Annotated in this window: 17 protein-coding genes, 1 tRNA gene and 1 pseudogene; 12 read left to right on the top strand and 7 right to left on the bottom strand. The window is 72.4% G+C overall.

The features are described 5' to 3' along the window. Positions 1 to 102: 102 nt before the first annotated feature. From AB0G32_RS07115 to AB0G32_RS07125, 3 genes and pseudogenes are all read left to right on the top strand, one after another. Positions 103 to 1,119: pseudogene (locus AB0G32_RS07115) on the top strand (pyridoxal-dependent decarboxylase); the annotation flags it as partial. Further along, on the top strand, positions 1,103 to 1,573 hold the full coding sequence (locus tag AB0G32_RS07120) for a GNAT family N-acetyltransferase (RefSeq protein ID WP_361159341.1): 471 nt from the start codon (positions 1,103 to 1,105) through the stop codon (positions 1,571 to 1,573). The pseudogene AB0G32_RS07115 and the gene AB0G32_RS07120, both read left to right, overlap by 17 nt. A gap of 45 nt (positions 1,574 to 1,618) precedes the next feature. Next, on the top strand, positions 1,619 to 2,509 hold the full coding sequence (locus tag AB0G32_RS07125; RefSeq protein ID WP_361159345.1) for a DUF4429 domain-containing protein: 891 nt from the start codon (positions 1,619 to 1,621) through the stop codon (positions 2,507 to 2,509). 8 nt (positions 2,510 to 2,517) lie between these two features. Here AB0G32_RS07125 and AB0G32_RS07130 read toward each other — a convergent pair whose 3' ends face one another. Continuing rightward, positions 2,518 to 4,080: a metallophosphoesterase family protein gene (locus AB0G32_RS07130; RefSeq protein WP_361159950.1), complete on the bottom strand. Its 1,563-nt coding sequence runs from the start codon at positions 4,078 to 4,080 to the stop codon at positions 2,518 to 2,520. 165 nt (positions 4,081 to 4,245) lie between these two features. Here AB0G32_RS07130 and AB0G32_RS07135 point away from each other — a divergent pair, with 165 nt between their 5' ends. Beyond that, on the top strand, positions 4,246 to 4,503 hold the full coding sequence (locus AB0G32_RS07135) for a hypothetical protein (RefSeq protein ID WP_361159348.1): 258 nt from the start codon (positions 4,246 to 4,248) through the stop codon (positions 4,501 to 4,503). Positions 4,504 to 4,517: 14 nt separating this feature from the next. After that, entirely contained in the window at positions 4,518 to 6,335 is a 1,818-nt protein-coding gene (gene glmS / locus AB0G32_RS07140) for a glutamine--fructose-6-phosphate transaminase (isomerizing) (protein ID WP_361159350.1), read from the top strand. A gap of 110 nt (positions 6,336 to 6,445) precedes the next feature. Here the strand turns inward: glmS and AB0G32_RS07145 are convergent, their stop codons facing one another. Next, complete coding sequence (locus tag AB0G32_RS07145; RefSeq protein WP_361159953.1) at positions 6,446 to 6,973, bottom strand: universal stress protein; 528 nt, start codon at positions 6,971 to 6,973, stop codon at positions 6,446 to 6,448. A gap of 887 nt (positions 6,974 to 7,860) precedes the next feature. On the opposite strand from AB0G32_RS07145, the gene AB0G32_RS07150 reads away from it, so the two are divergent. From AB0G32_RS07150 to AB0G32_RS07170, 5 genes are all read left to right on the top strand, one after another. Beyond that, on the top strand, positions 7,861 to 9,081 hold the full coding sequence (locus tag AB0G32_RS07150; RefSeq protein WP_361159353.1) for a helix-turn-helix domain-containing protein: 1,221 nt from the start codon (positions 7,861 to 7,863) through the stop codon (positions 9,079 to 9,081). A gap of 120 nt (positions 9,082 to 9,201) precedes the next feature. After that, positions 9,202 to 9,804, top strand: a complete 603-nt coding sequence (gene orn, locus AB0G32_RS07155; RefSeq protein WP_361159356.1) for an oligoribonuclease — start codon at positions 9,202 to 9,204, stop codon at positions 9,802 to 9,804. Positions 9,805 to 9,888: 84 nt separating this feature from the next. Then, a tRNA-His gene (locus tag AB0G32_RS07160) sits at positions 9,889 to 9,961 on the top strand. A 231-nt stretch (positions 9,962 to 10,192) separates the two neighbouring features. Continuing rightward, entirely contained in the window at positions 10,193 to 12,796 is a 2,604-nt protein-coding gene (locus tag AB0G32_RS07165) for a hypothetical protein (protein ID WP_361159359.1), read from the top strand. A 37-nt stretch (positions 12,797 to 12,833) separates the two neighbouring features. Next, on the top strand, positions 12,834 to 14,144 hold the full coding sequence (locus AB0G32_RS07170) for an RICIN domain-containing protein (protein WP_361159362.1): 1,311 nt from the start codon (positions 12,834 to 12,836) through the stop codon (positions 14,142 to 14,144). A gap of 57 nt (positions 14,145 to 14,201) precedes the next feature. Here AB0G32_RS07170 and AB0G32_RS07175 read toward each other — a convergent pair whose 3' ends face one another. From AB0G32_RS07175 to AB0G32_RS07195, 5 genes are all read right to left on the bottom strand, one after another. Further along, positions 14,202 to 15,260: a LacI family DNA-binding transcriptional regulator gene (locus AB0G32_RS07175; RefSeq protein ID WP_361159365.1), complete on the bottom strand. Its 1,059-nt coding sequence runs from the start codon at positions 15,258 to 15,260 to the stop codon at positions 14,202 to 14,204. Between the two features lie 178 nt (positions 15,261 to 15,438). Then, complete coding sequence (locus tag AB0G32_RS07180) at positions 15,439 to 16,905, bottom strand: GH1 family beta-glucosidase (protein WP_361159368.1); 1,467 nt, start codon at positions 16,903 to 16,905, stop codon at positions 15,439 to 15,441. Positions 16,906 to 17,065: 160 nt separating this feature from the next. Beyond that, positions 17,066 to 17,989 carry a carbohydrate ABC transporter permease gene (locus AB0G32_RS07185; RefSeq protein ID WP_361159371.1) on the bottom strand — a complete coding sequence of 308 codons (924 nt, stop codon included), beginning with the start codon at positions 17,987 to 17,989 and terminating at the stop codon, positions 17,066 to 17,068. 14 nt (positions 17,990 to 18,003) lie between these two features. After that, the gene (locus tag AB0G32_RS07190; protein ID WP_361159955.1) at positions 18,004 to 18,939 is read right to left on the bottom strand and encodes a sugar ABC transporter permease; all 936 of its coding nucleotides are present in this window, start codon (positions 18,937 to 18,939) and stop codon (positions 18,004 to 18,006) included. 543 nt (positions 18,940 to 19,482) lie between these two features. Next, positions 19,483 to 20,808 carry an ABC transporter substrate-binding protein gene (locus AB0G32_RS07195; RefSeq protein WP_361159374.1) on the bottom strand — a complete coding sequence of 442 codons (1,326 nt, stop codon included), beginning with the start codon at positions 20,806 to 20,808 and terminating at the stop codon, positions 19,483 to 19,485. A 524-nt stretch (positions 20,809 to 21,332) separates the two neighbouring features. On the opposite strand from AB0G32_RS07195, the gene AB0G32_RS07200 reads away from it, so the two are divergent. Together AB0G32_RS07200 and AB0G32_RS07205 are read left to right on the top strand one after the other, a co-directional pair. Next, a complete protein-coding gene (locus tag AB0G32_RS07200; RefSeq protein ID WP_361159377.1) occupies positions 21,333 to 22,373 on the top strand; it encodes a LacI family DNA-binding transcriptional regulator in 1,041 nt (346 codons plus the stop codon). 219 nt (positions 22,374 to 22,592) lie between these two features. Further along, the gene (locus AB0G32_RS07205) at positions 22,593 to 24,020 is read left to right on the top strand and encodes a GH1 family beta-glucosidase (protein ID WP_361159380.1); all 1,428 of its coding nucleotides are present in this window, start codon (positions 22,593 to 22,595) and stop codon (positions 24,018 to 24,020) included. Positions 24,021 to 24,027 lie beyond the last annotated feature (7 nt).

Below are 24,027 nucleotides of genomic sequence, written 5' to 3' on the forward strand. Positions count from 1 at the left end.
CTCGAAGCGTTTGCGGCCGGCTGTTGCCAGAGTGAGGAGAGTTGGTTAGGTTAGCCTTACCTAAGTCAGAAGTCAGTCCCTCCCCGAAAGTGCCCCCACATGCGGAAACTGATCGACTGGACGGCCGCCCGGGCCGGCCTCGGCCCCCTCGCCGGCGGGCTGTTCACCTCCGACGGCACCGAGTCCACCCGCCAGGCCCTGCTGCTGGCCCGTACCCGGACGGCCCCGGAGGCCGCGGACAGACTCCGCGTCTTCGTCGGCGAGGCCACCCACTTCGGCGTCCGGAAAGCGGCCCGCGCGCTCGGCCTCGGACCGGGCACCGTCGTGCCGGTCCCCGTCGACCGCCGGCACCGGATGCACACCGTGGCCCTGGACCGCGAGTTGGCGCGCTGCCTCGGCGCGGGCCAGGTCCCGCTGGCCGTCGTCGCCACCGCCGGCACCCCCGACCTCGGCTCCATCGACCCGCTGCCGGAGACGGCCGCGCTGTGCGCGCGGTACGGCGCGTGGCTGCACGTGGACGCCGGCCACGGCTGCGGACTGTTCGCCTCCGCGAAATACCGGGACCGGCTGACCGGCGTCGAACAGGCCGACTCGGTCGCCGTCGACTACGGCACGGCCTTCTTCCAGCCGGCCGGCCCGGCCGCCCTGCTGGTCCGGGACGCGGCCCTGCTGCGGCACTCCGCCGCGCACCCCGCCGGCCGCCCCGCTGTCCCCGACGTCCTCCACCTCTGGCGGACGCTGCGAGTACTGGGCACCGACGGCGTCGGACAGCTCTTCGACGAGGTGTGCGACCTGGCCGCCGAGGGCTGGAAACTGCTCGCCGCCGACCCCCGCTTCGACGTGGTCGCCGAACCCACCACGTCCACGCTGGTCTTCCGCTACATCCCGGCGGCCGTGACCGCCCCGGCCCGGATCGACCGGGCCAACCTGTACGCCCGCAAAGCCCTGTTCGCCGCCGGTGACCCGGTGGTGGCGGGCGCCGAGGTGGCCGGCCGGCACTACCTGCGGCTCACCCTGCTCGACCCCGCGGCCACCCCGGCCGACCTCACCGCCGTATTCGATCTGATCGCCGGCCACGCCGAGCGCTACCTGGGAGAGCGACTTGTCCGCGCGAGCTGAAGTGCCCTTCGTCTTCCGTGCCCTGGACCCGCTGCGGGACGCCGCCCTCGTGCACCGCTGGGTCACCCACCCCCGGGCCGCCGCCTGCTGGCTCAGGCCGGACGCGAAACTGGTGGAGGTCGAGCGGGCCTGCATGCGGATGGCCGCCGACGAACACCACCGGCCGCTGCTCGCCCTGCGGGCCGGCCGGCCCGCCTTCCTGATGGTGACCTACGACCCGGCCGGCGTGTACGAGGCCGAGCCCGGCGACCTCGGCATGCGGCTGCTGCCCGCGCCCGCCCTGGCCCCGGTGCGCGGCCTGCTCCTCGGCGCCGCCCTGGCCCGCCTCTTCAGGGACCCGGCGGTCCGGCGCGTCGTCACCCCGGAACTGCCCGGCGAACGGTCCGAGCGCACCTCCCTGCTCACCTTCTGCACCCGGGAGCAGTTTCTCGGGACGGCCGCGGCGGCCGTCTGAACCGGCGCCCTCCCGGCGGGGCACCCACCGGGAGACAATCCCCGTATGGCGGAAATCATCCAGAAGGACGGCACCTGGGCCTTCGACGGGGACGCCCTGCGCCTGACCCCCGGCCGGGACCGGAACGTCGGCCTGCTCCGCAGGGAACTGGGCGAACTCGTCGTACCGCTCGGCGCGTTGGCCGGGATCTCGTTCGAGCAGGGCAAGAAGGCCGGCCGGCTGCGGCTGCGGCTGCGCGACGGCGCCGACCCGCTGCTGCACGCCACCGGCGGCCGGCTCACCGAGCCGCACGACCCGTACCAGCTGATCGTCGAGGCCGACCGCTACGGCGTGGCCGAGTACTTCACCGACGAGGTGCGCGGCGCGCTGCTGCTGGACGAGGTGCCCGGCGATCCGGTCGGCGAGTACCTGCTGCCGGGTCCGGCGGTGCCGCTCTCCGTCTCCGCCGGGGACGGCTCCGCGAGCTTCGACGGCGCCCGGGTGCGGCTGGAGTGGAACTGGAAGACGGAGGACGCCAAGGTCGCGGCGGGCACCCGGGTGCTGGCGCTGGCCGACATCACCGCCGTGCAGTGGCTGCCGTCGATCGGTCTGGACAACGGCCATCTGCGGTTCACGGTGCGCGGCACGCCGACCAAGGCGCCGCCCAAGTACGACCCGAACTCCATCGAGCTGTGGGGGTTCAAGAAGGACCCGCTGATGGCCCTGGTGGCCGCCGCCGTGCAGGCCCGCCTGCCGCACCCGGCGGCGGCCCGCCCGGTCGGGAGCCCGGCTGATTCCGGCCCCCGGTCCACGGCCGCAGCCGCCGCGGTCGCGGTCGAGGACGATCACGACGCGCTGCTGCGGCGGCTGCGGGAGCTGGGCGAACTGCACCGCGACGGCACCCTGACCGACGACGAGTTCGCGCTGGCCAAGGCGGCCGTACTCAAACGGCTCTGACCCGGGGGCTACTTGGCCTTGCGGGCCACCGTGAAGTGGTCGACCTGCTCGCCGGTCTCGGCGATGCCGCGGACCTTCAGGGTGGCGGTGCGGCCCTTGGCGGCCGGGGTGACGTCGACCCGCAGGAAGGAGTAGTCCAGGTAGCGCACCCGCGACCAGGCGACGGTCTCGCTCTGCTTGCCGCCGTCGACGCAGATGAACGACGCGACGGACTCGTTGTCCTTGACGTTGCCCTCGTAGGACTCGTCGGCGCTGAACGCGTACAGGCTCTTGCCGGCCGCGCCCGCGGTGACGTAGACGACGCCCTCGGTCTCGGGGTAGGCGGTGCCGCCGATGGGGAGCTTCTTGACCACCTCGCCGCCCTTGATGACGTCGGTGCGCTCGTAGACGTGGTTGTGGCCGTTGATGACCAGGTCGACGGTGTACTTCTCGAACAGCGGCACCCACTCGTTGCGCACCCCGCCCTCGGAGGCGTGCGCGGTGGAGGTGCAGTAGGCGCAGTGGTGGAAGAAGACGACGATGAAGTCGATGTCCTTGTCGGCCCGGTACGCCTTCAGCTTCCGCTCCAGCCACGTCGTCTGGGTGCCGCCGGAGATGCCGAGGTTGGCCGGGATCTCGAAGGAGATGTCGTTGGCGTCCAGTGAGATGACCGCGGTGTTGCCGTGCGTGAAGGTGTAGACGCCCGGCAGGTTGTCCTGGTCGGGGCCGTTGTCGGGCAGTTCCCAGCGGGCGTTCTCGCCGCCGTAGCCGTTGGGCGAGTACCAGGCTTCCATGTCGTGGTTGCCGTACGCGACCATCCATGGGACCTGCTTGGCGACCGACTCGGTCTGGTACAGGAACTGGTCCCAGACCCGGGAGTCGAAGCCGGTGTCGGAGGTCTTGCCCTGGCCGGCCGGGTCGCCGTAGGCGATGTCGCCGGCGTGCAGGTGGAAGGCCGGGTTCTGGGCCAGGATCAGGGCGTCGTTGGCCAGGCCGTGGTAGCTGACGCCCTGGTCGCCGAAGGCGGTGAAGGTGAACGGCTCCGCCTTGGACGGGGCGGTGGTGAAGGTGCCGAGGGTGCCGGCCAGGTGCGCCTCGGCCGGGTCGAAGCCGGCGTGGCCGACACCATAGTAGTAGGTCCGGCCCGGCTTGAGGTGGGTGAGCTTGGCGTGCAGGTAGTACTGGGTGTAGTCGCCGCTGGTGCCGACCCCGGCCGGGGTGTACAGCGCGCGGACCTCGGCGTCGATCTTGCGGGAGAGGTCCCAGGGGTGGGCGCCGATCCGGATGAACGGCTTCTTGACGGCGACCGGCACCTGCCAGGAGACGGTCATCTCGGTGCGCGGGTCGGTGCCGTAGGCGAGGTGCCGGCCGAAGGGGGCGACCAGGGCGCCGTCGACGGTCTCGGTGCTCGCCTGCGACGAGGCCGGCGTGGCGGCCTGGGCGGCGCCGCCCGCCACATAGGTGCCGCCGACGACGGCACCGAGCGTGACCGCGCCGCCCCGCACCAGCGTGCGGCGGGAGAACTTGGCACGCAGGTATTCGTGCTGCTCGGCCATGCTCATCCGCGTGGCCAGCTGCTCGGGTACGCCCATACGAGGTATGTCCATGACGTCTGAAACTCGTCTCCCGAGGCAACAAAATTTCGGCCACAGGATGGACAGGCGGCAAACAGCCTCCCATGAGAGTTTCAACAGGCTCTTGCCCGAATTCGGGCAGGTTTCTTGCACAGGCGCCTTTCGTCCCCCAGGATCTACCGGGTGCACGACGAACTCGTTGATCATCTGACGCGGTCCACGCCCCTCAACCGGGGCGAGGCGCTGCGTGTGGTCCAGGACGTGCTCGCCTACTTCGACGAGACGACCGAGGAGTACGTCCGTCGCCGCCACCGCGAGCTCCAGGCCCAGGGCCTGGTGAACGCGACGATCTTCGAACGGGTCAAGGCGGAACTCGCATACCGGGCGGTCGCACCACCGGAGCTGACGCTCCGCCAGCTGCGCCGCATTGTCTACGGCTGAGGGACAGCGTATTTATGTGCGGAATTGTCGGTTACATCGGCAAGCGTGATGTGGCACCCCTGCTCCTGGAGGGCCTCCAGCGCCTGGAGTACCGGGGCTACGACTCGGCGGGCATCGTCGTCACCGCCCCCAAGGCGGCCGGTCTGAAGATGGTCAAGGCCAAGGGCCGGGTCCGGGACCTGGAGGCCAAGGTCCCGGCGCGCTTCAAGGGCACCACCGGCATCGCCCACACCCGCTGGGCCACCCACGGCGCCCCCTCCGACGCCAACGCCCACCCGCACCTGTCGGGCGACCACAAGGTCGCCGTCGTGCACAACGGCATCATCGACAACGCCGCCGACCTGCGCCGCAAACTGGAGGCGGACGGCGTCGAGTTCCTCTCCGAGACCGACACCGAGGTCCTGGTCCACCTCATCGCCCGCTCGGCGGCCGAGAAGCTGGAGGACCGGGTCCGCGAGACCCTCCGGCTGATCGAGGGCACCTACGGCATCGCCGTCGTGCACGCCGACTTCCCCGACCGCATCGTGGTGGCCCGCAACGGCTCCCCGGTCGTCCTCGGCATCGGCGAGAAGGAGATGTTCGTCGCCTCCGACATCGCCGCGCTGGTCGCCCACACCCGGCAGATAGTCACCCTCGACGACGGCGAGATGGCCACCCTCAAGGCCGACGAGTTCCGCACGTACACCTCCGAGGGCACCCGCACCACCTCCGAGCCGACCACCGTGGAGTGGGAGGCCGCCTCCTACGACATGGGCGGCCACGACACCTACATGCACAAGGAGATCCACGAGCAGGCCGAGGCGGTCGACCGCGTGCTGCGCGGCCGGATCGACGACCGCTTCTCCACCGTGCACCTCGGCGGCCTCAACCTGGACGCCCGCGAGGCCCGCCGGATCCGCCGGGTCAAGATCCTCGGCTGCGGCACCTCGTACCACGCGGGCATGATCGGCGCCCAGATGATCGAGGAGCTGGCCCGCATCCCCGCCGACGCCGAGCCCGCCTCGGAGTTCCGCTACCGCAACGCCGTCGTCGACCCCGACACCCTCTACGTCGCCGTCTCCCAGTCCGGTGAGACGTACGACGTGCTGGCCGCCGTGCAGGAGCTGAAGCGCAAGGGCGCCCGGGTGCTCGGCATCGTCAACGTGGTCGGTTCGGCCATCGCCCGCGAGGCGGACGGCGGCATGTACGTGCACGCGGGGCCCGAGGTCTGCGTCGTCTCCACCAAGTGCTTCACCAACACCACGGTCGCCTTCGCACTGCTCGCCCTGCACCTGGGCCGCACCCGCGACCTCTCGGTGCGCGACGGCAAGCGGATCATCGAGGGCCTGCGCAAGCTGCCCGCGCAGATCTCCGAGATGCTGGAGCGGGAGGAGGAGATCAAGAAGCTGGCCGCCGAGTACGCCGAGGCCCGCTCGATGCTCTTCATCGGCCGGGTACGGGGCTACCCGGTGGCCCGCGAGGCGTCGTTGAAGCTCAAGGAGGTCTCCTACATCCACGCCGAGGCGTACCCGGCCTCCGAGCTGAAGCACGGCCCGCTGGCCCTGATCGAGCCGGCCCTGCCCACCGTCGCGATCGTCCCCGACGACGACCTGCTGGAGAAGAACCGCGCCGCGATGGAGGAGATCAAGGCCCGCAGCGGCCGGATACTCGCCGTCGCCCACCAGCACCAGGAGAAGGCCGACCACACCGTCGTCGTCCCGAAGAACGAGGACGAGCTGGACCCCATCCTGATGGGCATCCCGCTGCAACTGCTCGCATACCACACGGCATTGGCCCTGGGCCGGGACATCGACAAGCCCCGCAACCTCGCCAAGTCGGTGACGGTGGAGTAGAGACCCAGGGGCGCGGGGAACTGCGCGACCAGCCACAACGAGCCCGCACGGGCAAGACAATGGGGTGGCCCCCCACGTGTGCCCAACACACGCAGGGGGCCACCCCATTGTCAGGGAATCACCACAACAGGCCGCTGCGCCCGCTTCGCGAGCCGCCCCGCGACCGACCCGAAAAGCCGCCCGACGAGCCCGTGGGTGGAGCCCACGACGATCGCGTCGGCCTCGTACTCCCGCCCCACCTCTTCGAGTTCGTGGCAGATGTCGCCGCCCCGCTCGACGAGGATCCACGGCACCTCGGCGAGATAGTCCGCGCAGGCCAGCTCAAGGCCCAGCACCTCGGTGCGGTGGTCCGGCACGTCCACGAAGACGGGCGGCTCGCAGCCCGCCCACACCGTGGTGGGCAGCCGGTTGGCCACATGGACGATGATCAGGCCCTGTGCCTGGCGCAGCGCCATGCCGATGGCGTACGCGAGGGCGCGTTCACTGGACGTGGAGCCGTCGAAGCCCACGACGACGCCGTGCTTGAAGGCGGGGTCGCACGCGTGGCGTGGCTCTGGCTCCGCCAGGGGATCGGCCGCCGTCGGATCGGCGACCGGCCGCTTGCGGTCCGCGGGTTCGAAGAATTCGTGACCGGCCATGGCTGTCTCGGCGTTGTGATCCTTTATGTGGGCCGACAGGGTGCGGCGGAGCGGGGTGCGCATCAGTGTCCGGGAATCGTCTTCCCAACCCCATACCCCCAAGGGTACGGCGGCACGCCTCCTTCACCCGGTTCCCAGCGGGCTGCCCGCCGGGGTTCCCCGGAGCATGCACGAGGGGGCGCCCGTTACGCAATGGTTGCTGCGCTGTACAGGCGGTTCGCACAGGATTCACGCGCGCGTACGCCCCTCGTACGCTCGGCCGAAGTACTGGCCCGGGCCGGTGCGGCGTTCGGTTGCCTCCTGGCTCCGGTCGTGCTCCTGTGGTGCGGGGCCCCTCCCCCGCGGACGCCGCCGGCACCGACCCGGGCCGCACCGCCGGACCGCGGCCGTCCGTCGGCCCGCCGCCCGGTGGCCGGCGCCGACGACGGGACGGGCGCGGGCGCCGAAACGGGGGCGCGCGGGGGCGGACGGCACACCGGGGGAAGCACACCGGTCGCCTGACCGGTTTCCGTACACGCGCCCGCTTCTTTTCAGCCAACTTCGAGGCATGGCGCATCTCCGCCCCGAACCACCCCCCAATCCCCGTTCCACCTGCACGGAAAGGGTCTCGGAGGCCCTGTGCACCCTACGGGGATTGGCCACCGTCACAAGGCGCACTTCCCTGTGGCGCCCGGGAGTGCAACGCTTCGTGATCGAATGCTTCACGCCAAGTTGCCATGTCGACAATGTCCCAAGTGCCGAACCGGCCATCCCGGCGCGACGGGACACAGTAGATTCGATCTTGACTGTCTACGGCGGGGGACTCGTGCAGGACCGAGGGGAAACGTGTTGGAGCGACAGACCCGAAAGGATCAGGGCGCCGCGACCACCGAGGGGGGCTTAGCAGCATGAGCCACGACTCCACTGCCGCGCCGGAAGCCGCGTCCCGGAAACTCTCCGGGCGACGCCGCAAGGAGATCGTCGCGGTGCTGCTGTTCAGCGGCGGCCCCATTTTCGAGAGTTCCATACCGCTGTCGGTGTTCGGTATCGACCGGCAGGACGCCGGCGTACCGCGCTACCGGCTGCTGGTCTGCGCCGGTGAGGACGGCCCGCTCAGGACCACGGGCGGTCTGGAGCTGACCGCGCCGCAGGGCCTGGAGGCGATCTCCCGGGCCGGCACCGTGGTGGTGCCCGCGTGGCGGTCGATCACCTCACCGCCGCCGGAGGAGGCGCTGGACGCGCTGCGCCGGGCGCACGAGGAGGGCGCGCGCATCGTCGGCCTGTGCACCGGCGCGTTCGTGCTGGCCGCGGCCGGGCTGCTGGACGGCCGCCCGGCCACCACCCACTGGATGTACGCGCCGACGCTCGCCAAGCGCTATCCGTCGGTGCACGTCGACCCGCGCGAGCTGTTCGTCGACGACGGCGACGTGCTGACCTCGGCCGGCACCGCCGCCGGCATCGATCTGTGCCTGCACATCGTGCGCACCGACCACGGCAACGAGGCGGCCGGCGCGCTGGCCCGGCGCCTGGTGGTGCCACCGCGCCGCAGCGGCGGCCAGGAACGCTATCTGGACCGGTCTTTACCGGAGGAGATCGGCGCCGACCCGCTCGCCGAGGTCGTCGCCTGGGCGCTGGAGCACCTCCACGAGCAGTTCGACGTGGAGACGCTCGCCGCGCGCGCGTACATGAGCCGTCGCACCTTCGACCGCCGGTTCCGCTCGCTGACCGGTTCGGCCCCGCTCCAGTGGCTGATCACCCAGCGGGTGCTCCAGGCGCAGCGCCTGCTGGAGACGTCCGACTACTCGGTGGACGAGGTGGCCGGCCGCTGCGGCTTCCGCTCGCCGGTGGCGCTGCGCGGCCACTTCCGCCGCCAGCTGGGCTCCTCCCCGGCGGCGTACCGGGCCGCCTACCGCGCCCGCCGGCCGGGGACCGACCGCCCGGCGGACAGCGGTGAGCGGGCCCCGGTCGCGGCCGAGGCGGCCGGGGCGCACCCGGGCCCGCCGCACCCGGAGGGCGGCGTCCCGTTCCAGACCCGCCGCCCGGCCCCGCACCACGCCCCGGCCGACCCCGACCGCGAGGCCTACGCGGGCCCCCGTCCCAGCCTCCCGGGCCAGCGCAGCGCACCCTGACCCGGCCCGGGGCGCCGGGCGGCTCTCCGGAGCCGCCCGGCGCCCCGGGGCGGCAGCCCCCACGAGTCCCACACGGACACCGGGGGACTGAAAAGCTGACGTCAGCCGTAGGGTGTCCGCATGAACGATCGCATGGTGTGGATCGACTGCGAGATGACCGGCCTCTCGCTGTCCGACGACGCGCTCATCGAGGTGGCCGCCCTCGTCACCGACTCCGAGCTGAACATCCTCGGCGACGGCGTCGACATCGTCATCCGCCCGCCGGACCAGGCCCTTGAGACCATGCCGGACGTGGTGCGCCAGATGCACACCGCCTCCGGCCTGCTCACCGAACTGGAGCACGGCACGACGCTGGCCGACGCCGAGGCGCGGGTCCTGGCGTATGTGCGGGAGCACGTCAAGGAGCCCGGCAAGGCCCCGCTGTGCGGCAACTCCGTCGGCACCGACCGCGGCTTCCTGCTCCGGGACATGCCGACCCTGGAGGACTACCTCCACTACCGGATCGTCGACGTCTCCTCGGTCAAGGAGCTGGCCCGCCGCTGGTACCCGAGGGCCTACTTCAACAGTCCGGAGAAGAACGGCAACCACCGCGCGCTCGCCGACATCCGCGAGTCCATCGCCGAGCTGCGCTACTACCGCGAGGCCGTCTTCGTCCCCCAGCCCGGCCCCGACTCCGAGACCGCCAAGGCCATCGCGGCCAGGCACGTGGTGCGCGCCGAGTAAGGCGGGCGCGAGCACCCCTTCGGACCCTGTACACTTTTTCTCGGCCGGTCGGGGAAACCAGACGGAATCCCAGCACCGGTCATGGTGGGTGTAGCTCAGCTGGTAGAGCACCTGGTTGTGGTCCAGGAAGTCGCGGGTTCAAGTCCCGTCACTCACCCTGACAGGGAAGCCCCTGGTCCGCGGAGACGCGGACCAGGGGCTTCGTCGTGTTCGGCTGCCCTTCTGTCCCCTCGCCGCCAACCCCGAGGGCACGAACAGCAGTTCACCGTTCTGACGCTCGATCGCAACCAGTAGTGTCCACAGTTGGTCGGGTTGAGTGACCATTGCTGTGGGGCTGGACTGGAATGAGGTTCGGGTGCGTCGGAAGAAGGCTGGCGGGGGAGACGAGGTGAGCCTCTGGAGCGGCCGCCGGGCCCGGCGGCGGGCCGGCCGGGCGGCGCCGGAGCACCGGGACGGGTCCGCCCCGGCCGCCGGGGAACCGGCCGGGCCGCGGGTCCTCGTCGAGGACCACGACGGCCTGCTCCTGCTGCGCCTGCCCACGGACGACACCCTGCTCGCCGCCGACGTCACCGACCTGGCCCGCGCCCTGCGCGCCGCCGGCCCGGACACCGTCACGATCGTGGCGGCCGCCGGGGCGGACGCGTCGGCGGCGCTCTGGTCCCGGCTGAGCGAGTCGCTCGACTCGCTGCGGGAGGCCGGCACCCGGTCCGTGCGGCTGGTGCTGTCCGGCGCCGGACTCGACCGGCCGGACCGGCCCGCCCCGGCCCGCCGGATCGCCGACGCCTGGGGCCTGACGGTCGAGGCCCCCGACGGGCCGGTGCTCGTGGTGCCGGGCGGCTCCGTCTTCGTGCCGCCCGGGGACGGCGGCTGGTGGCGGTTCGCGCCGGGCGAGCGGCCCGAGCCGCTCGGGCCCCGCACCCCCGCCCCGCACTGGCAGGCCGCGCTGCGCGGGGCGCCCGAGCGGACCTCGGACGGCTGCGTGGTGGAGCAGATACCGGCCGGTCTGCTGATCCGGCCCGCCGAGGCGACCGCGGCCCGGCCCGGTGACCTGTTCCACGCCGTACCCGTGGACCCCAAGCGGCCCGCCGTGATCGTCGGGGTGCCGTGGGGCGAGGACGTCCTGGCGAGCGAGGTGGCCGAGGTGCTCGCCGCGCTGCCGGCCGCCGTCCGCTCCGGGGTCCGGCTCGCCCCGGGCGGGCGGCGCGACCTGCTGCCGCTGGGCCGCGCGGTGGCCACGGAGCTGAAAGCCGAGGTGGAGGTCGCCACCGGCGTCCCGCTGTTCGCCGCCGACAGCCCGCTGGGCACGTACGGTGTGCGGTCCGTGCTGGTCGGGCCGGACGGGGCGCCGCGCTGGCTGCCGTTCGTGGACGCCGTACTGTGCCTGCCGCCGGCCCCGGCCCGGCCGGCCCCCGGACCCGACGGCCTGACCGCCGCCGTCCCCGGGCCCGCGCCGGCCCCCCGGCTGCTGCGCTGGACCTCGCCGCTGCCGGACCCCCGGGGCCCCGAGGACGGCGTCCTCCTCCTGTCCGACACGTGGCGGGCCACGGTCACCCGGGCCGGGCTGTGGGTGGACCGCCGGGACGGTCCGCCGCCGCCCTGGAGCGCCCGCCCGGTGAGCTCCGAGGGCCCGACCGTCGAGCTCGGCCTCAGCGGCGACCGGCTCGACGACTCGCTCTGGCCGGTACTGTCCCGCCTCCTCGGCCGCCTGCCGGCCGACCTGCGCACCCGCACCACCCTGCACGTCCACGCCACCCCGCCCGACGGCGGCCTCGCCCTGCGCACACTGGCGGCCGACCACGCCCTGCGCGTCATCCGCTTCACCACGGCACCGGCGGGCCGGCCGGGGACTCGGGGCGGGGCGGCCGCGGAAGCGGGCGGTACGGGGAGCGGGGCAGCCGCGGAAGCGGGCGGTACGGGGAGCGGCGGCGCGGGCGGTACGCGAGGGCCGGGCGCCTTGCGTACCGAGGGTGCCCCAGTCGGCCCGGCTGCCCCGGCTGCCCCGGCCGCCCGTGGCACCGGTGACGCGCCGCCACCGCCGGTCGCGACCCGGTCGACGGCTCCTGCCCCCGCCCCGCGCCCGGCCCCGGTGTCCGGCGTCTCCGTGGGCACCGCGGTGTCCGGTTCCGCCGGTCCGGTGGCGACGGCCTCGGCCGCGTCCGCCCCGGCCGCGCCGGTGACCGGAACCGCGCGGAACGCGCCGCGCCTACCGGCCATACCGAGGAGCCGCTCGGCGTCCGGCGCCCCCGCCGCCCCGACGACCCCCGAACCATCGGCGGACCCGGCCTCCGAAGCCGCCGCCGGCCACCCCCTCCCGGCGGTCCCGGTCTCCCCCCGGCACCGCAGCACGGCCCCCGAGCGGGCCGCCTTCCGGGCGCTGGCCGGGGCGCGGTTTGAGCAGCACGGCGCGGCGCGGGCCGACCTGATCGCCATACGGCTGTACCTCCAGGACGACGACGGGCCGCTGGGCCACCGGGCGCTGACGGAGTCCCTGCGGTCGGGCGCGGAACGCCTCCTCCCGTACGCCGGCTGCCTGGCGTCCGGACTCGCCCGGCTGCCGGCGTACCGCGGTGCCGTGCTGCGCGGACACGGCGACGCGGCCGGGCTCGACGCGCTGCGGCCCGGGCAGGTGCTGCGGGACCCCGCGCCGCTGAGCGGGCTGCCGCTCGGTCCGGGGCGTACGGAGCCGCTCGCGGGCGTCGGCTTCGCGATCTGGTCCATCACCGGCCGCCGCGTCGGGCAGCTGCCGGACGCGCCCGACGAGGTCGTCTTCGCGCCGGGCACCGCCTTCAAGGTCCTCGGCGTCCGGGCGGCCGGTGCCGCGGGGCCGCTGGTCCTGCTGCGCCAGCTGCCCGACGTACCCACCGCGCCCACCGTGCTGGAGGACGCGGACGAGACCGCGCTCGCCCGCCTGGACCATGCCCTGGCGGACCGCGCGTCGCCCGGCACGGGTGCGTGGCCGGACCGGTGCGCCGGTCCGGTCGGCGCGCCCTGACACCGCACCTCCCACCCTTCGACAAGGAGCAGTGTTCATGCCACGTCAGAACGAACCGCCCTCCGCCGAGGCGGCGTCCCCCGTCGCCGTCCGGCGGGCGGTGGCCGTACCGGGTCCCGGACAGGACCCCGGCGACACCCTCGCCCCACGCGTCCCCGCCACCACCGCCACTCCCCCGGTTCCGGCCCCGGAGCCCGCGCCCCGCACGGAACACCCCGAAGGGAAGAAGGCGAAGGAGAAGAAAGAGAAGGAGAAGAAAGAGAAGAAGGAGACGGCAGAGGAGAGGGGGGAGGAGAGGAGGGAGCAGAAAAAGGCGGAGGAAGAGAAGGCAGAAGAAGGGCGGCAGGAGGAGCAGGAGCCGGTCGCCGGGCAGGCCGCCGAGGCCCCCGTGGCCGTGGCCGCCGCCGCGGCCGCCCCCAGCCCGCTCCCCGGCGTCGACAAGGCCGCCGCGGAGCCCGCCGAGCAGCCCTCGGGCCGCCCCCGGCGCCCCCTGCTGGCCGCGGCCGGCATCGCGGGCGCGCTGCTGATCTCCGTACCGTTCCTGGTGATGGCCGCGCTCGGGGACGACGACGACCGGTCGGTCAGCACCGCGCCCGCCGGTGGTACGACGCTCGACCCGGGGGCGGCCGGTGACGAGTTGCCCGCCGACTACGCGGCCGAGTCCCCCTCGCCCAGCGCGTCGAAGTCCGCCGCCGCGTCGAAGTCGCCGTCGCCCGCCGGGGTGCAGGCCGCGCCGCAGGGCGCCGAGGAGCCGACCGAGGAGAAGGAACCGGCCGCCGAGAAGACCACCGCGGCCGCGAAGGCGAAGAAAAAGAAGACGACGACCACGACCAAGAAGGCGGCCGGGCCGACCGCCCGTGAGCTGGCCAACGCCGCCTCCAGTCAGTCGGCCGTCCTGCTGAAGAACACCTCGACCGGCAAGTGCGCCGACCTGCCCGCCTACGGCAAGGGGTCGGCCGACGGTCCCGTCACGCAGTACATCTGCCGGGACGGCGGCTCCGACAACCAGCAGTGGAACCTGAACGTGGCGGACGCCAGCGGCGGCCCGGACGGCGCGAGCCTGTTCGTCGTCAAGAACGTCAAGGACGGGCTCTGCTTCGACCTGCCCAACTACGGCAGTGTCGCGAAGGGCACCCAGCTGACCGAGTATCACTGCAACACCACCCGGGCGGACAACCAGCTCTGGTACCTGGAGCCGCGCGCGGGCGGCACGTACGCGCTGCGCAATCTCGTCAGCAACCTGTGCCTGGGCGTGAACGGCGGCCAGAGCGCCGGTGACGACGCCCGGCTCCAGGTGATGACCTGCGGGGAGAACGAGTACACCGCGCAGCGCTGGGTCTTCTCCTGACCGCGCTGACCGGGCTGACCGGGCCGACCGGGCTGACCCCGGCGGGCCGCGCCGGGGTCAGGACGACTTGCGCTCCACCATCTGCGTGGCCAGTACCGCCTGCTGCCGCTCCGGTCCGCGGGCCGCGGCCGGGCGGCGGTCGGCGATCTCGGTGAGCAGCAGGTCGATCATGGCCCGGCCCATCTCCACGATGGGCTGGCGGACGCTGGTCAGCGGCGGGTCCATGTGGCGGGCGATGGCCGAGTCGTCGTAGCCGACCAGGGCGACGTCCTCGGGGATGCGCAGGCCGGCCTCGCGCAGCACCTGGCGGGCGCCGGCCGCGGTCACGTCGGAGCCGCAGAACACCGCGTCCAGGCCAGGGCGGCGGCGCAGCAGCTCGGTCATCGCGCGGCGGCCGCCCTCCTCGGTGAAGTCGCCCGCCTCGATGAGGTGTTCGTCCACCGTCAGGTCCGCCCCGCGCAGGGCGTCGCGGTAGCCGTCGACCCGCCGCTGGGCGCCGTAGACGTCGAGGCGGCCGGTGATGTGGGCGATCTGGGACCGGCCCCGGGAGATCAGGTGCTCGACGGCCGAGCGGGCGCCGCCGTAGTTGTCGGAGTCGACCGAGGCGAGCGACTCGGTGGCGGAGCGCGGGCCGCTGATCACGGCGGGGATCTCCAGCTGGGCGAGCAGGTCGGGCAGCGGGTCGTCGGCGTGCACGGAGACCAGCAGCACGCCGTCGACCCGGTGGGCGGCGAGGTACTGGGCGAGCCGCTGCCGCTCCCGGTCGCTGCCCGCGAAGATCAGCAGCAGCTGCATCTCGGTGTCGGCCAGCTCGGAGCCGACGCCGCGCAGGATGGCGGAGAAGTACGGCTCGGAGAAGAACCGGGTCTCCGGTTCGGGGACGACCAGGGCGATCGCGTCGGTGCGGTTGGCGGCCAGGGCGCGGGCGGCCGTGTTCGGGACGTAGCCGAGTTCGGCGACCGCCGCCTCGACCGCCGCGCGGGTCGCGTCGCTCACCCGGGGCGAGCCATTGATCACCCGGGAGACGGTGCCGCGGCCGACTCCGGCGCGTGCGGCGACCTCCTCCAGCGTCGGCCGCCGTACGCCCCGGCTGCTCCGCCCCCCGCCGACCACCATGGTCGCCACCTTCCCTTCACAGCTGCCGGGCCAGAACTCGACGTGGTCGACTCGCTCGCCGGACTGAAGCCCAGGGATCTCGGCCTGGGTCGTCTGACCTTACCGGGGCGACCTGGGCCGCGACGCGCCGTGCGGGTGGCGAGCCGGTGCGCTGCCGCGGCCCGCCGCGCTCGCCCCGCTACCGTCCCGCGCCGGCCGCCGGCAGGGCGTTGCGCCGGATCACGTCGGCGTACCAGTGGGCGCTCGCCTTGGGGACGCGGCGCTGGGTGGCGTAGTCGACGTAGACGGCGCCGAAGCGCTTCGAATAGCCGTAGGACCACTCGAAGTTGTCCAGCAGGGACCACAGGAAGTAGCCGCGGACGTCCGCGCCGTCGGCCACCGCCCGCCGCACGGCGTCCAGGTGGGCGTGCAGGTAGGCGATCCGCTGCGGGTCGTTCACCACGCCCTCGGGGGAGATGTAGTCGTCGAAGGCGGCGCCGTTCTCGGTGACCATCAGCGGCAGGTCCGGGTACGCCTTCGCCAGGCCGGTCAGCAGAGTGTGCAGTCCCTCGGGGTCGATGGCCCAGTTCATCGCCGTGAGGTCGTCGTTGGCGAGGTGGAAGGAGACGTGCTCGGAGCCCGTCCACGGGGAGTGGTCGCTGGCGCCGTGACCGTCGTTCCTGGTGCCGGCGGCGGGGTCGGTGCCGGCGGCCGGCATCGAGACCACGGTCGGCGCGTAGTAGTTGACGCCGAGCAGGTCGATGGGGCGGGAGATCTCGGCCAGGTCGCCGTCGCGTACCAGCTGCCCCCAGTCGACGATGTGCGCGGTGTCGGCGAGCAGGTCCGCGGGGTAGGCGCCGTCCAGCAGCGGCCCGGTGAAGACCCGGTTGCCGACCGCGTCGATGCGGCGGGCCGCCTCGACGTCCTCGGCGCTGCCGGTGAGCGGGCGCACCTGGTGGAGGTTGAGGGTGATGGAGGTCTGCGCGGTGGCCGGCAGGTCCGCGCGCAGCGCGCCGATCGCCTTGCCGTGCGCCAGGTTGAGGTGGTGGGCGGCGCGCAGGCTGGCGGCCGGGTCGGTGCGGCCGGGGGCGTGCACGCCGGAGCCGTAGCCGAGGAAGGCGCTGCACCAGGGCTCGTTGAGGGTGGTCCACACCCCGATCCGGTCGCCGAGGGCGCGGGCCATGATGCCGGCGTAGTCGGCGAACCGGTCGGCGGTCTCGCGCTGCGGCCAGCCGCCCGCGTCCTCCAGTTCCTGGGGCAGGTCCCAGTGGTAGAGGGTGGCGACGGGGGTGATGCCGGCCGCCAGCAGTTCGTCGGTGAGCCGGCGGTAGAAGTCCAGGCCGCGTTCGACGGCGGGCCCCCGGCCGGTGGGCTGCACCCGGGACCAGGAGACCGAGAACCGGTACGCCTTGAGGCCGAGGTCCTTCATCAGGGCCACGTCGTCGCGGTACCGGTGGTAGTGGTCGGCGGCGATGTCGCCGGTGTCGCCGTTGCGGATCTTGCCGGGGGTGTGGCTGAAGGTGTCCCAGATGGAGGCCGTGCGGCCGTCCTCGGCGGCGGCGCCCTCCACCTGGTAGGCGGCGGTGGCGGTGCCCCAGACGAAGTCCGCCGGGAAGGAGGTGCCGGAGGCCGGCCGGGCAGTGGTCTCGGGTCGTACAGCGGTCATGGCGAGAACGCTCCCAAATGACGTGAGGGACGTGAGGGACGTGGGGACGTACGGGACTGAGGGACGTGGGGTGGGGGGCCGGGAGTACGAGGCCCGTGGCACTGGCAGGGCCCGCCTGCGCGGCGGGCCCTGCCAGTGCTGGCCGACTCGGCGGCAGGGGTCAGCCCTTGACCGCGCCCGCCATGATGCCGCCGACGATCTGCTTGCCGAAGATCACGAAGACCACCAGCAGCGGCAGCGTGCTGATCAGCGCGCCGGCCATGACGATGCTCTGGTCGGGCGTGTACGAGGCGCTGAGCTGGCCGAGAGCCACCTGGAGCGTCGGATTCTCCTGGTTCAGCGCGAGGAAGGGCCAGAAGAAGTCGTTCCACGCCTGGACGAAGGTGAGCATGCCGAGCACCATCATGGCGGGCCGGGCCGCGGGCAGGACCACGTTCCAGACGATGCGCAGGTTGTTCGCGCCGTCCATCTTGGCCGCCTCGATGAGCTCGTAGGGCAGGGCCTCCAGCAAGTACTGGCGCATGAAGAAGACGCCGAAGGCGCCGACCAGGGTCGGGAAGATCACCGACTCCAGTTTTCCGCCCCAGCCGATGTCCGACATCATCATGAACAGCGGTACGACACTGAGCTGCGGCGGGATCGTGAGCGTGGCGATGACCGCGGTCATCAGCGCTCCCCGGCCGCGGAAGCGCATCTTGGCGAAGGCGTAGCCGGCCAGGGTGCAGAAGAACAGCGTGGCCGCGGTGATGGAGGCGGACACGATGAAGCTGTTGACGATGGCCTTGCCGAGGTTGGCCTGTTCCCAGGCCGCCTCCAGGTTGCTGAAGAGATTGCCGCCGGGGATCAGCGGCGGCGGGCTGTCGAGCACCCGCTGCTGGTCGTGGGAGGCGGCCACCAGCGTCCAGTACAGCGGGAAGAGGGAGCCCAGGCCGACGATGATCAGGGCGAGGTAGGTGTACGGGCCGCCCTTGAGCTGCTGGCCGGCGCCGAGCTGGAGTCGGCGGCGCTTGCCGGCGGGGTCGGAGAGCGGGGCCGGGGGCAGGCCCGGCGCGGTCATCTTGGTGGGGGTGCTGGTCGTGGTCATCGAAGTCGCTCCCGTCACGCCGCGCTCTTGCGCATGAACCGGCTGACGATCCAGTTGATCAGGGCGATGAGCAGCAGCAGGACGAGCATGGCCCAGGCCACCGCCGCGGCCGGACCGAGGTGCCCCAGCTTCCAGCCGTAGTTGTAGAGGTAGATGCTGAGCGTCTCGTACTGGTGCTCGCTGCCGCCGACGGCACCGAGCGTGCCGCCCTCCAGCAGCAGCGGCTCACCGAACAGCTGCATGGAGCCGATCGTCGAGATGACGACGGTGAACAGGATCGTCGGCCGCAGCGAGGGAACGGTCACCTTGCGGAACTGCTGCCAGCGCGAAGCGCCGTCGATCGACGCCGCCTCGTACAGGTCGCTCGGCACGGCCTGCATGGCCGCCAGGTAGATCAGGGCGTTGTAACCGGTCCAGCGCCAGATCACGATGACCGAGATCGCGATCTTGGACGTCCACTCGCCGCTGCCCCAGTCGATGTTGTCGACGCCGACGAAGCTCAGCACCCAGTTGAGGATGCCGCCGTCGGCCCGGAACACCAGGGCGAAGACGAGGGCGGCGGTGGCCACCGAGGTGGCGTACGGGGTGAGGATCACCGTGCGCCAGAAGGTGCTGGCGCGCAGCTTGTAGTTGAGCAGGTGGGCCAGGCCCAGCGCGACCAGCAGCTGCGGGACGGTGGAGATGACGCCGATGACGAAGGTGTTGGAGACGGCCGTCCAGAACTCGGAGTCCTGGAGGATCTTGGTGAAGTTCTCGAAGCCGACCCACTCGGACTGGTCGAGGCTCGTCATCTCCACCCGGTGCAGGGCGATCCAGCCGGTGTAGAGGAGCGGGTAGAGCCCGAAGGCACCGAAGACTAGGAAGAAGGGGGCGATGTACGCGTACGGAGACGCCTTGTCGTCGAAGCGCCACAAGCGCGTTCGCCACGCGCTGGGTGCCTTTTTCGACATGGCACCGGAGCCGCCGGTGGACGGCTTGTCGGCACCCCGTGTGGGGGTTGTCGTTGCCACAGAGGGAGTCCTTCCCTGGGAGGTCTGGCCGAGTGGAGCGGGCAGGGGGCGGGTCGCCGGGCCGGGCCCCGGCCCGCCGTTCCCTCCCTGCGCGGACCGGCCCGGCGGCGAGCGGCCCGCGCGGCGGTCCTGAAGGAACGAGTTCCGGTCCGAGGGGTCACTCGGTCCGGGTCGCCGGTCGGAGAGATGCGGTGGGGTGGGGTGGGGCAGCGGGGTGCGGCACAGGGGCGGAGCAGCGGGACGGGCGCGGGAACCCCGGACGTCACCGGACCGTTCAACCCGGCAACCACCGGACCGTTCGCCCCGGGAGCCGACCCGGTCGGTTCGGCTCCCGGACGCCCCGCAGCAGACCCGCCGTTGACGGCCGGGTCTGCTGCGGGGCGTCCCACGCCCGAAGGCGCGGACCGCCGCCGTACGACTGCGGTCACGGCCCCGGCGGACAGGCGGTGCCGGCGGCCGGTGCGGCCGCCCGCACCGCCGGGATCAGCCGATCGCCTTGTCGATCGTCTCGGTCGCGGCCTCCCAGGCCTCGTCCGGCTTGGTACCGCGCTGCTCCATGTTGTTGATCTGCGTGGAGATGGTGTCCTTGATGACGCCGTCCTTCGCACCGAGCACCGCGACGGGGATCGTCTTGGCCTCATCGGCGTAGATCTGGCCGACCGGGGCGTCGTTGAAGTACGGCAGCGTCGCGTTCTTCACCTCGGGCAGCTCGTAGGCACCCTGGTTGGACGGGAAGATACCGACCGCCTTGAACACGGCGGCCTGCTGCTCGGGCGCCGTCAGCCACTTGACCAGCTCGGTCGCTTCCTTGGTGTGGTCGCCGCTCTCGGGAACGGTCAGGAAGGAGCCGCCCCAGTTGGCCGCGGTCTCACCGGGCGCGCTGGTGATGTCCCACTTGCCCTTGTAGTCGTCGCCGGAGTAGGTCTCGATCTGGGCCGCCATCCAGGCCGGGCACACGACCGTGGCCACGCTGCCCTTGCGCAGCGCCGCCTCCCAGGAGTCCTGGAACTGCGGCAGGCCCTGGCTCAGCTTCTTCGAAGCGACCTCGGCGGCCAGGTCCCAGCCCTGCTTCACACCGGGGCTGTCCTTGTAGATCGCATTGCCGTCCGTGTCGTAGTACTGCTGCTCGGAGGAGCTGACGACACCGTTGAACATGGCGCTCGCGGAGTCCATGAAGTAGGTGCCGGAGGCCGCCTTCGCCTTGTACTGCTCACCGAGCTTGATGTAGTCCTCCCAGCCGCCGGCGACCGCCTTGGCGACTTCCTCCCGGTCGGTCGGCAGGCCCGCCTTCTCGAACAGGTCGCGGCGGTAGCACAGCGACATCGGGCCGATGTCGGTGCCGGCGCCGATGACCTTGCCGTCGGCCGCGGTCGCCTGCTTCGCCTTCCAGTCGACCCACTGGCTGACGTCGATGGAGTCCTTCAGGTCGACGAACTTGGCCGCCTGGGTGTCGACGACCTCCTTGACCCGGGCCACTTCGACACCGACGACATCGCCCAGTCCACTGCCCGTGTTCAGCTGCTGAAGGAGCTTCGGGTAGTAGTCCTGCTCGTTGGCGGTGGTCTCTTCCTTGACCGTGATGTTCGGGTGCAGCTCGTGGTACTTCTCGAACAGGCCGGCCTCCTTGTAGCCGAACTGCCCGTAGTCGGCCACCGTGAGGGTGATCTTCCCGTCGGAGTCCTTGGCGTCCGAGTCACTGTCACTGCCGCCGCAGGCGGTCAGCAGCAGGGCCGAGGCCGTCAGGACCGACGTGGTGGTGAGGACCGCTGCTCTGCGGCTACGACCGCCGCCGGTACGGGTGATGCGCATTCCACTACTCCTTGTTCCAGTGGGAACGGGGACCTCAGGGATCAGACCGCCGAGTTCGGCGATCCCGACCTGCCCTCTCGGTTCGAGCAGCGGCCAGCCCAGTGCAACGCGGCGTGCGGTGCGAAGCTGCTGGTCAGAGGTGTGCCATGCCAAGTAGAGGGAAGGGCCGATGGTGCGTTGGTCCGCACGGAGAGCGCCCCGTTCGTCCGTGGGACCGCTCCCACGCGGCTTGCCCCGAAGACTCCTCGGTGCCGGGCCCAAGTGTCAAGACTTGAAAACGGCGTTGTTGCGTAAGCGTGTTCCGGACGTCACGTGAATGTGTCGCACCGTGCTCCTTCCTCAGCCGCGCCGATGCCAGGTTGGTTCCGTTTTCTGGCTGTTTTCCGGCCGGTTTCAAGCCGTTCTCACTGACAACACCTGGTCGGCGGAAGGCACTTGGCCTACCCCGGGGCCCTGCCGGGAGGACGCTTCAGCTTTCTGAGCCAGAATGAAGCCGCCCCCCACCGAACGCCGGAAGGTGAACGATGAGCCCTGCCGAGCCACCCAGGACCGCGGACCTCCGGCGTCCGACCCTGAACGCCGTTGCCGCCCGCGCCGGCGTCGGCCGCGGCACGGTCTCCCGGGTCATCAACGGTTCCCCCAAAGTCAGCCCCCGCTCCCGCGCGGCGGTCGAGCAGGCGATCGCCGAGCTCGGCTACGTACCCAACCGGGCCGCCCGCTCCCTGGTCACCCGGCGCACCGACTCGGTGGCGCTGGTCGTGCCCGACGCCGAGACCCGGCTGTTCACCGAGCCGTACTTCTCGGAGATCATCCGGGGGGTGTCCGCCGGACTCGCCAGCGCGGGGATGCAGTTGCTGCTGGTCCTGGTGCGCGACGAGAAGGAGTACGCGCGGCTCGCCTCGTACCTGGCGGCGCACCGCGTGGACGGGGTGCTGATGATCGCGGTGCACCGCGACGACACGCTCCCCGACGAGCTGGACGGGCTCGCCATCCCGACCGTGCTGGCCGGCCGGCGCGGCGAGTGGGAGACCCTCGGGCACGTCCGCGCGGACAACAGCGGCGGCGCCGAGAGCGCGGTCGGGCACCTGCTGGCCCGGGGCCGCCGGACCATCGCCACCATCACCGGGCCGCTGGACATGGAGGCCGCGCAGGACCGGGTCGACGGCTACCACGCGGCACTGCGGAGCGCGGGCGTCCCGCACGACGAGGGGCTGATCGCGTACGGCGACTTCACGGAGGAGGGCGGCCGGGCGGCGATGCGGGACCTGCTGGGCCGGCGCCCCGGCCTGGACGCCGTGTTCGTGGCTTCGGACGTGATGGCCGCGGGCGCCCTCCAGGAACTGCGCGCCCGCGACCTGCGGGTGCCCGACGACGTGGCCGTCATCGGCTTCGACGACTCGATCGTGGCCCGGCACACCGATCCGCCGCTGACCAGCGTCCGGCAGCCGCTGGAGGAGATGGGCCGGGCCATGGCGGGACTCCTGCTGAACGAGATAGCCGACCGCGGCACCGGCCACCGCGAGGTGGTACTGCCGACGGAACTGGTGATCCGGGCGTCGACCTGATCCGGGCATCGAGCTGATCCGGGCATCGGCCTGATCCGGGCATCGACTTGATCCGAACGCCGGCCCGACCCGCACGTCAGCCCCACCCGCACGCCGGCCCCACCCGCACGCCGGCCCCACCCTCACGCCAGCCCCACCCTGACCCGGACCGGCCCCGTACTTTCCTGGTGGGAGCGCTCCCATGCATAATGAGGTTCCCCGACCCGTGGGAGCGATTCCATGCCAGAACCGATGCCCGCCGCCTTCCCGCCAGCGTTCCTCTGGGGCGCCGCGACCTCCGCGTACCAGATCGAGGGGGCGGTGCGGGAGGACGGCCGCACCCCGTCGATCTGGGACACCTTCAGCCACACCCCGGGCAAGACGGCCGGCGGTGACACCGGTGACACGGCCGTCGACCACTACCACCGCTACCGCGACGACGTGGCGCTCATGGCGGACCTGGGCCTGAACGCCTACCGCTTCTCCGTCTCCTGGTCCCGGGTGCAGCCCACCGGCCGCGGCCCGGCCGTCCAGCGCGGGCTGGACTTCTACCGGCGGCTGGTCGACGAACTGCTGGCCAAGGGCATCAAGCCGGCCCTCACCCTCTACCACTGGGACCTGCCGCAGGAGCTGGAGGACGCGGGCGGCTGGCCCGAGCGGGAGACGGCGTACCGCTTCGCCGAGTACGCGGGGATCGTCGGCGAGGCGCTCGGCGACCGCGTGGACCAGTGGATGACGCTCAACGAGCCCTGGTGCAGCGCCTTCCTCGGCTACGCCTCCGGGGTGCACGCGCCGGGCCGCACCGACCACGCGGCCGCCCTGCGCGCGGCCCACCACCTCAATCTGGCGCACGGTCTGGCCACCAGCGCCCTGCGGTCGGTGATGCCGGCCCGCAACTCGGTCGCGCTGAGCCTGAACACCTCCGTCGTCCGGCCGCTCTCCCGGCGCCCGGAGGACCTGCTGGCGGCCCGCAGGATCGACGACCTGTCCGGCGGGATCTTCCACGGCCCGGTGCTGCACGGCGCCTACCCCGAGCACCTCTTCGAAGCGACGGCCCCGGTCACCGACTGGTCCTTCGTGCAGGACGGCGACCTCGCCGCGATCCACCAGCCGCTGGACGCGCTGGGCCTGAACTACTACACGCCGACCCTGGTGTCGGCCGCCGACGCGGACGCCCGCGGCCCGCGCTCCGACGGGCACGGGGAGAGCGACTTCTCGCCCTGGCCGGCCGCCGACGACGTGGCCTTCCACCAGTCGCCGGGCGAGCGCACCGAGATGGGCTGGACCGTCGACCCGACCGGCCTGTACGACCTGATCATGCGCTACTCCCGGGAGGCGCCCGGCCTCCAGCTGTTCATCACCGAGAACGGCGCCGCCTACGACGACAAGCCCGGCTCCGACGGCCAGGTGCACGACCCCGAGCGCGTCGCCTACCTGAACGGGCACCTGTCGGCGGTCCACCGGGCCATCGCCGACGGCGCGGACGTCCGCGGCTACTACCTGTGGTCCCTGCTGGACAACTTCGAGTGGGCGTACGGCTACGAGAAGCGGTTCGGCTCGGTCTACGTCGACTACGTGACCCTGGAGCGCACCCCGAAGTCCAGCGCCCGCTGGTACGGCCGGGCGGCCCGGACGGGCACGCTCCCGCCGGTCGAGACGGCCGAGTAGACCACCT

Source organism: Streptomyces sp. NPDC023723 (assembly GCF_040639815.1).
GTDB lineage: Bacteria > Actinomycetota > Actinomycetes > Streptomycetales > Streptomycetaceae > Streptomyces.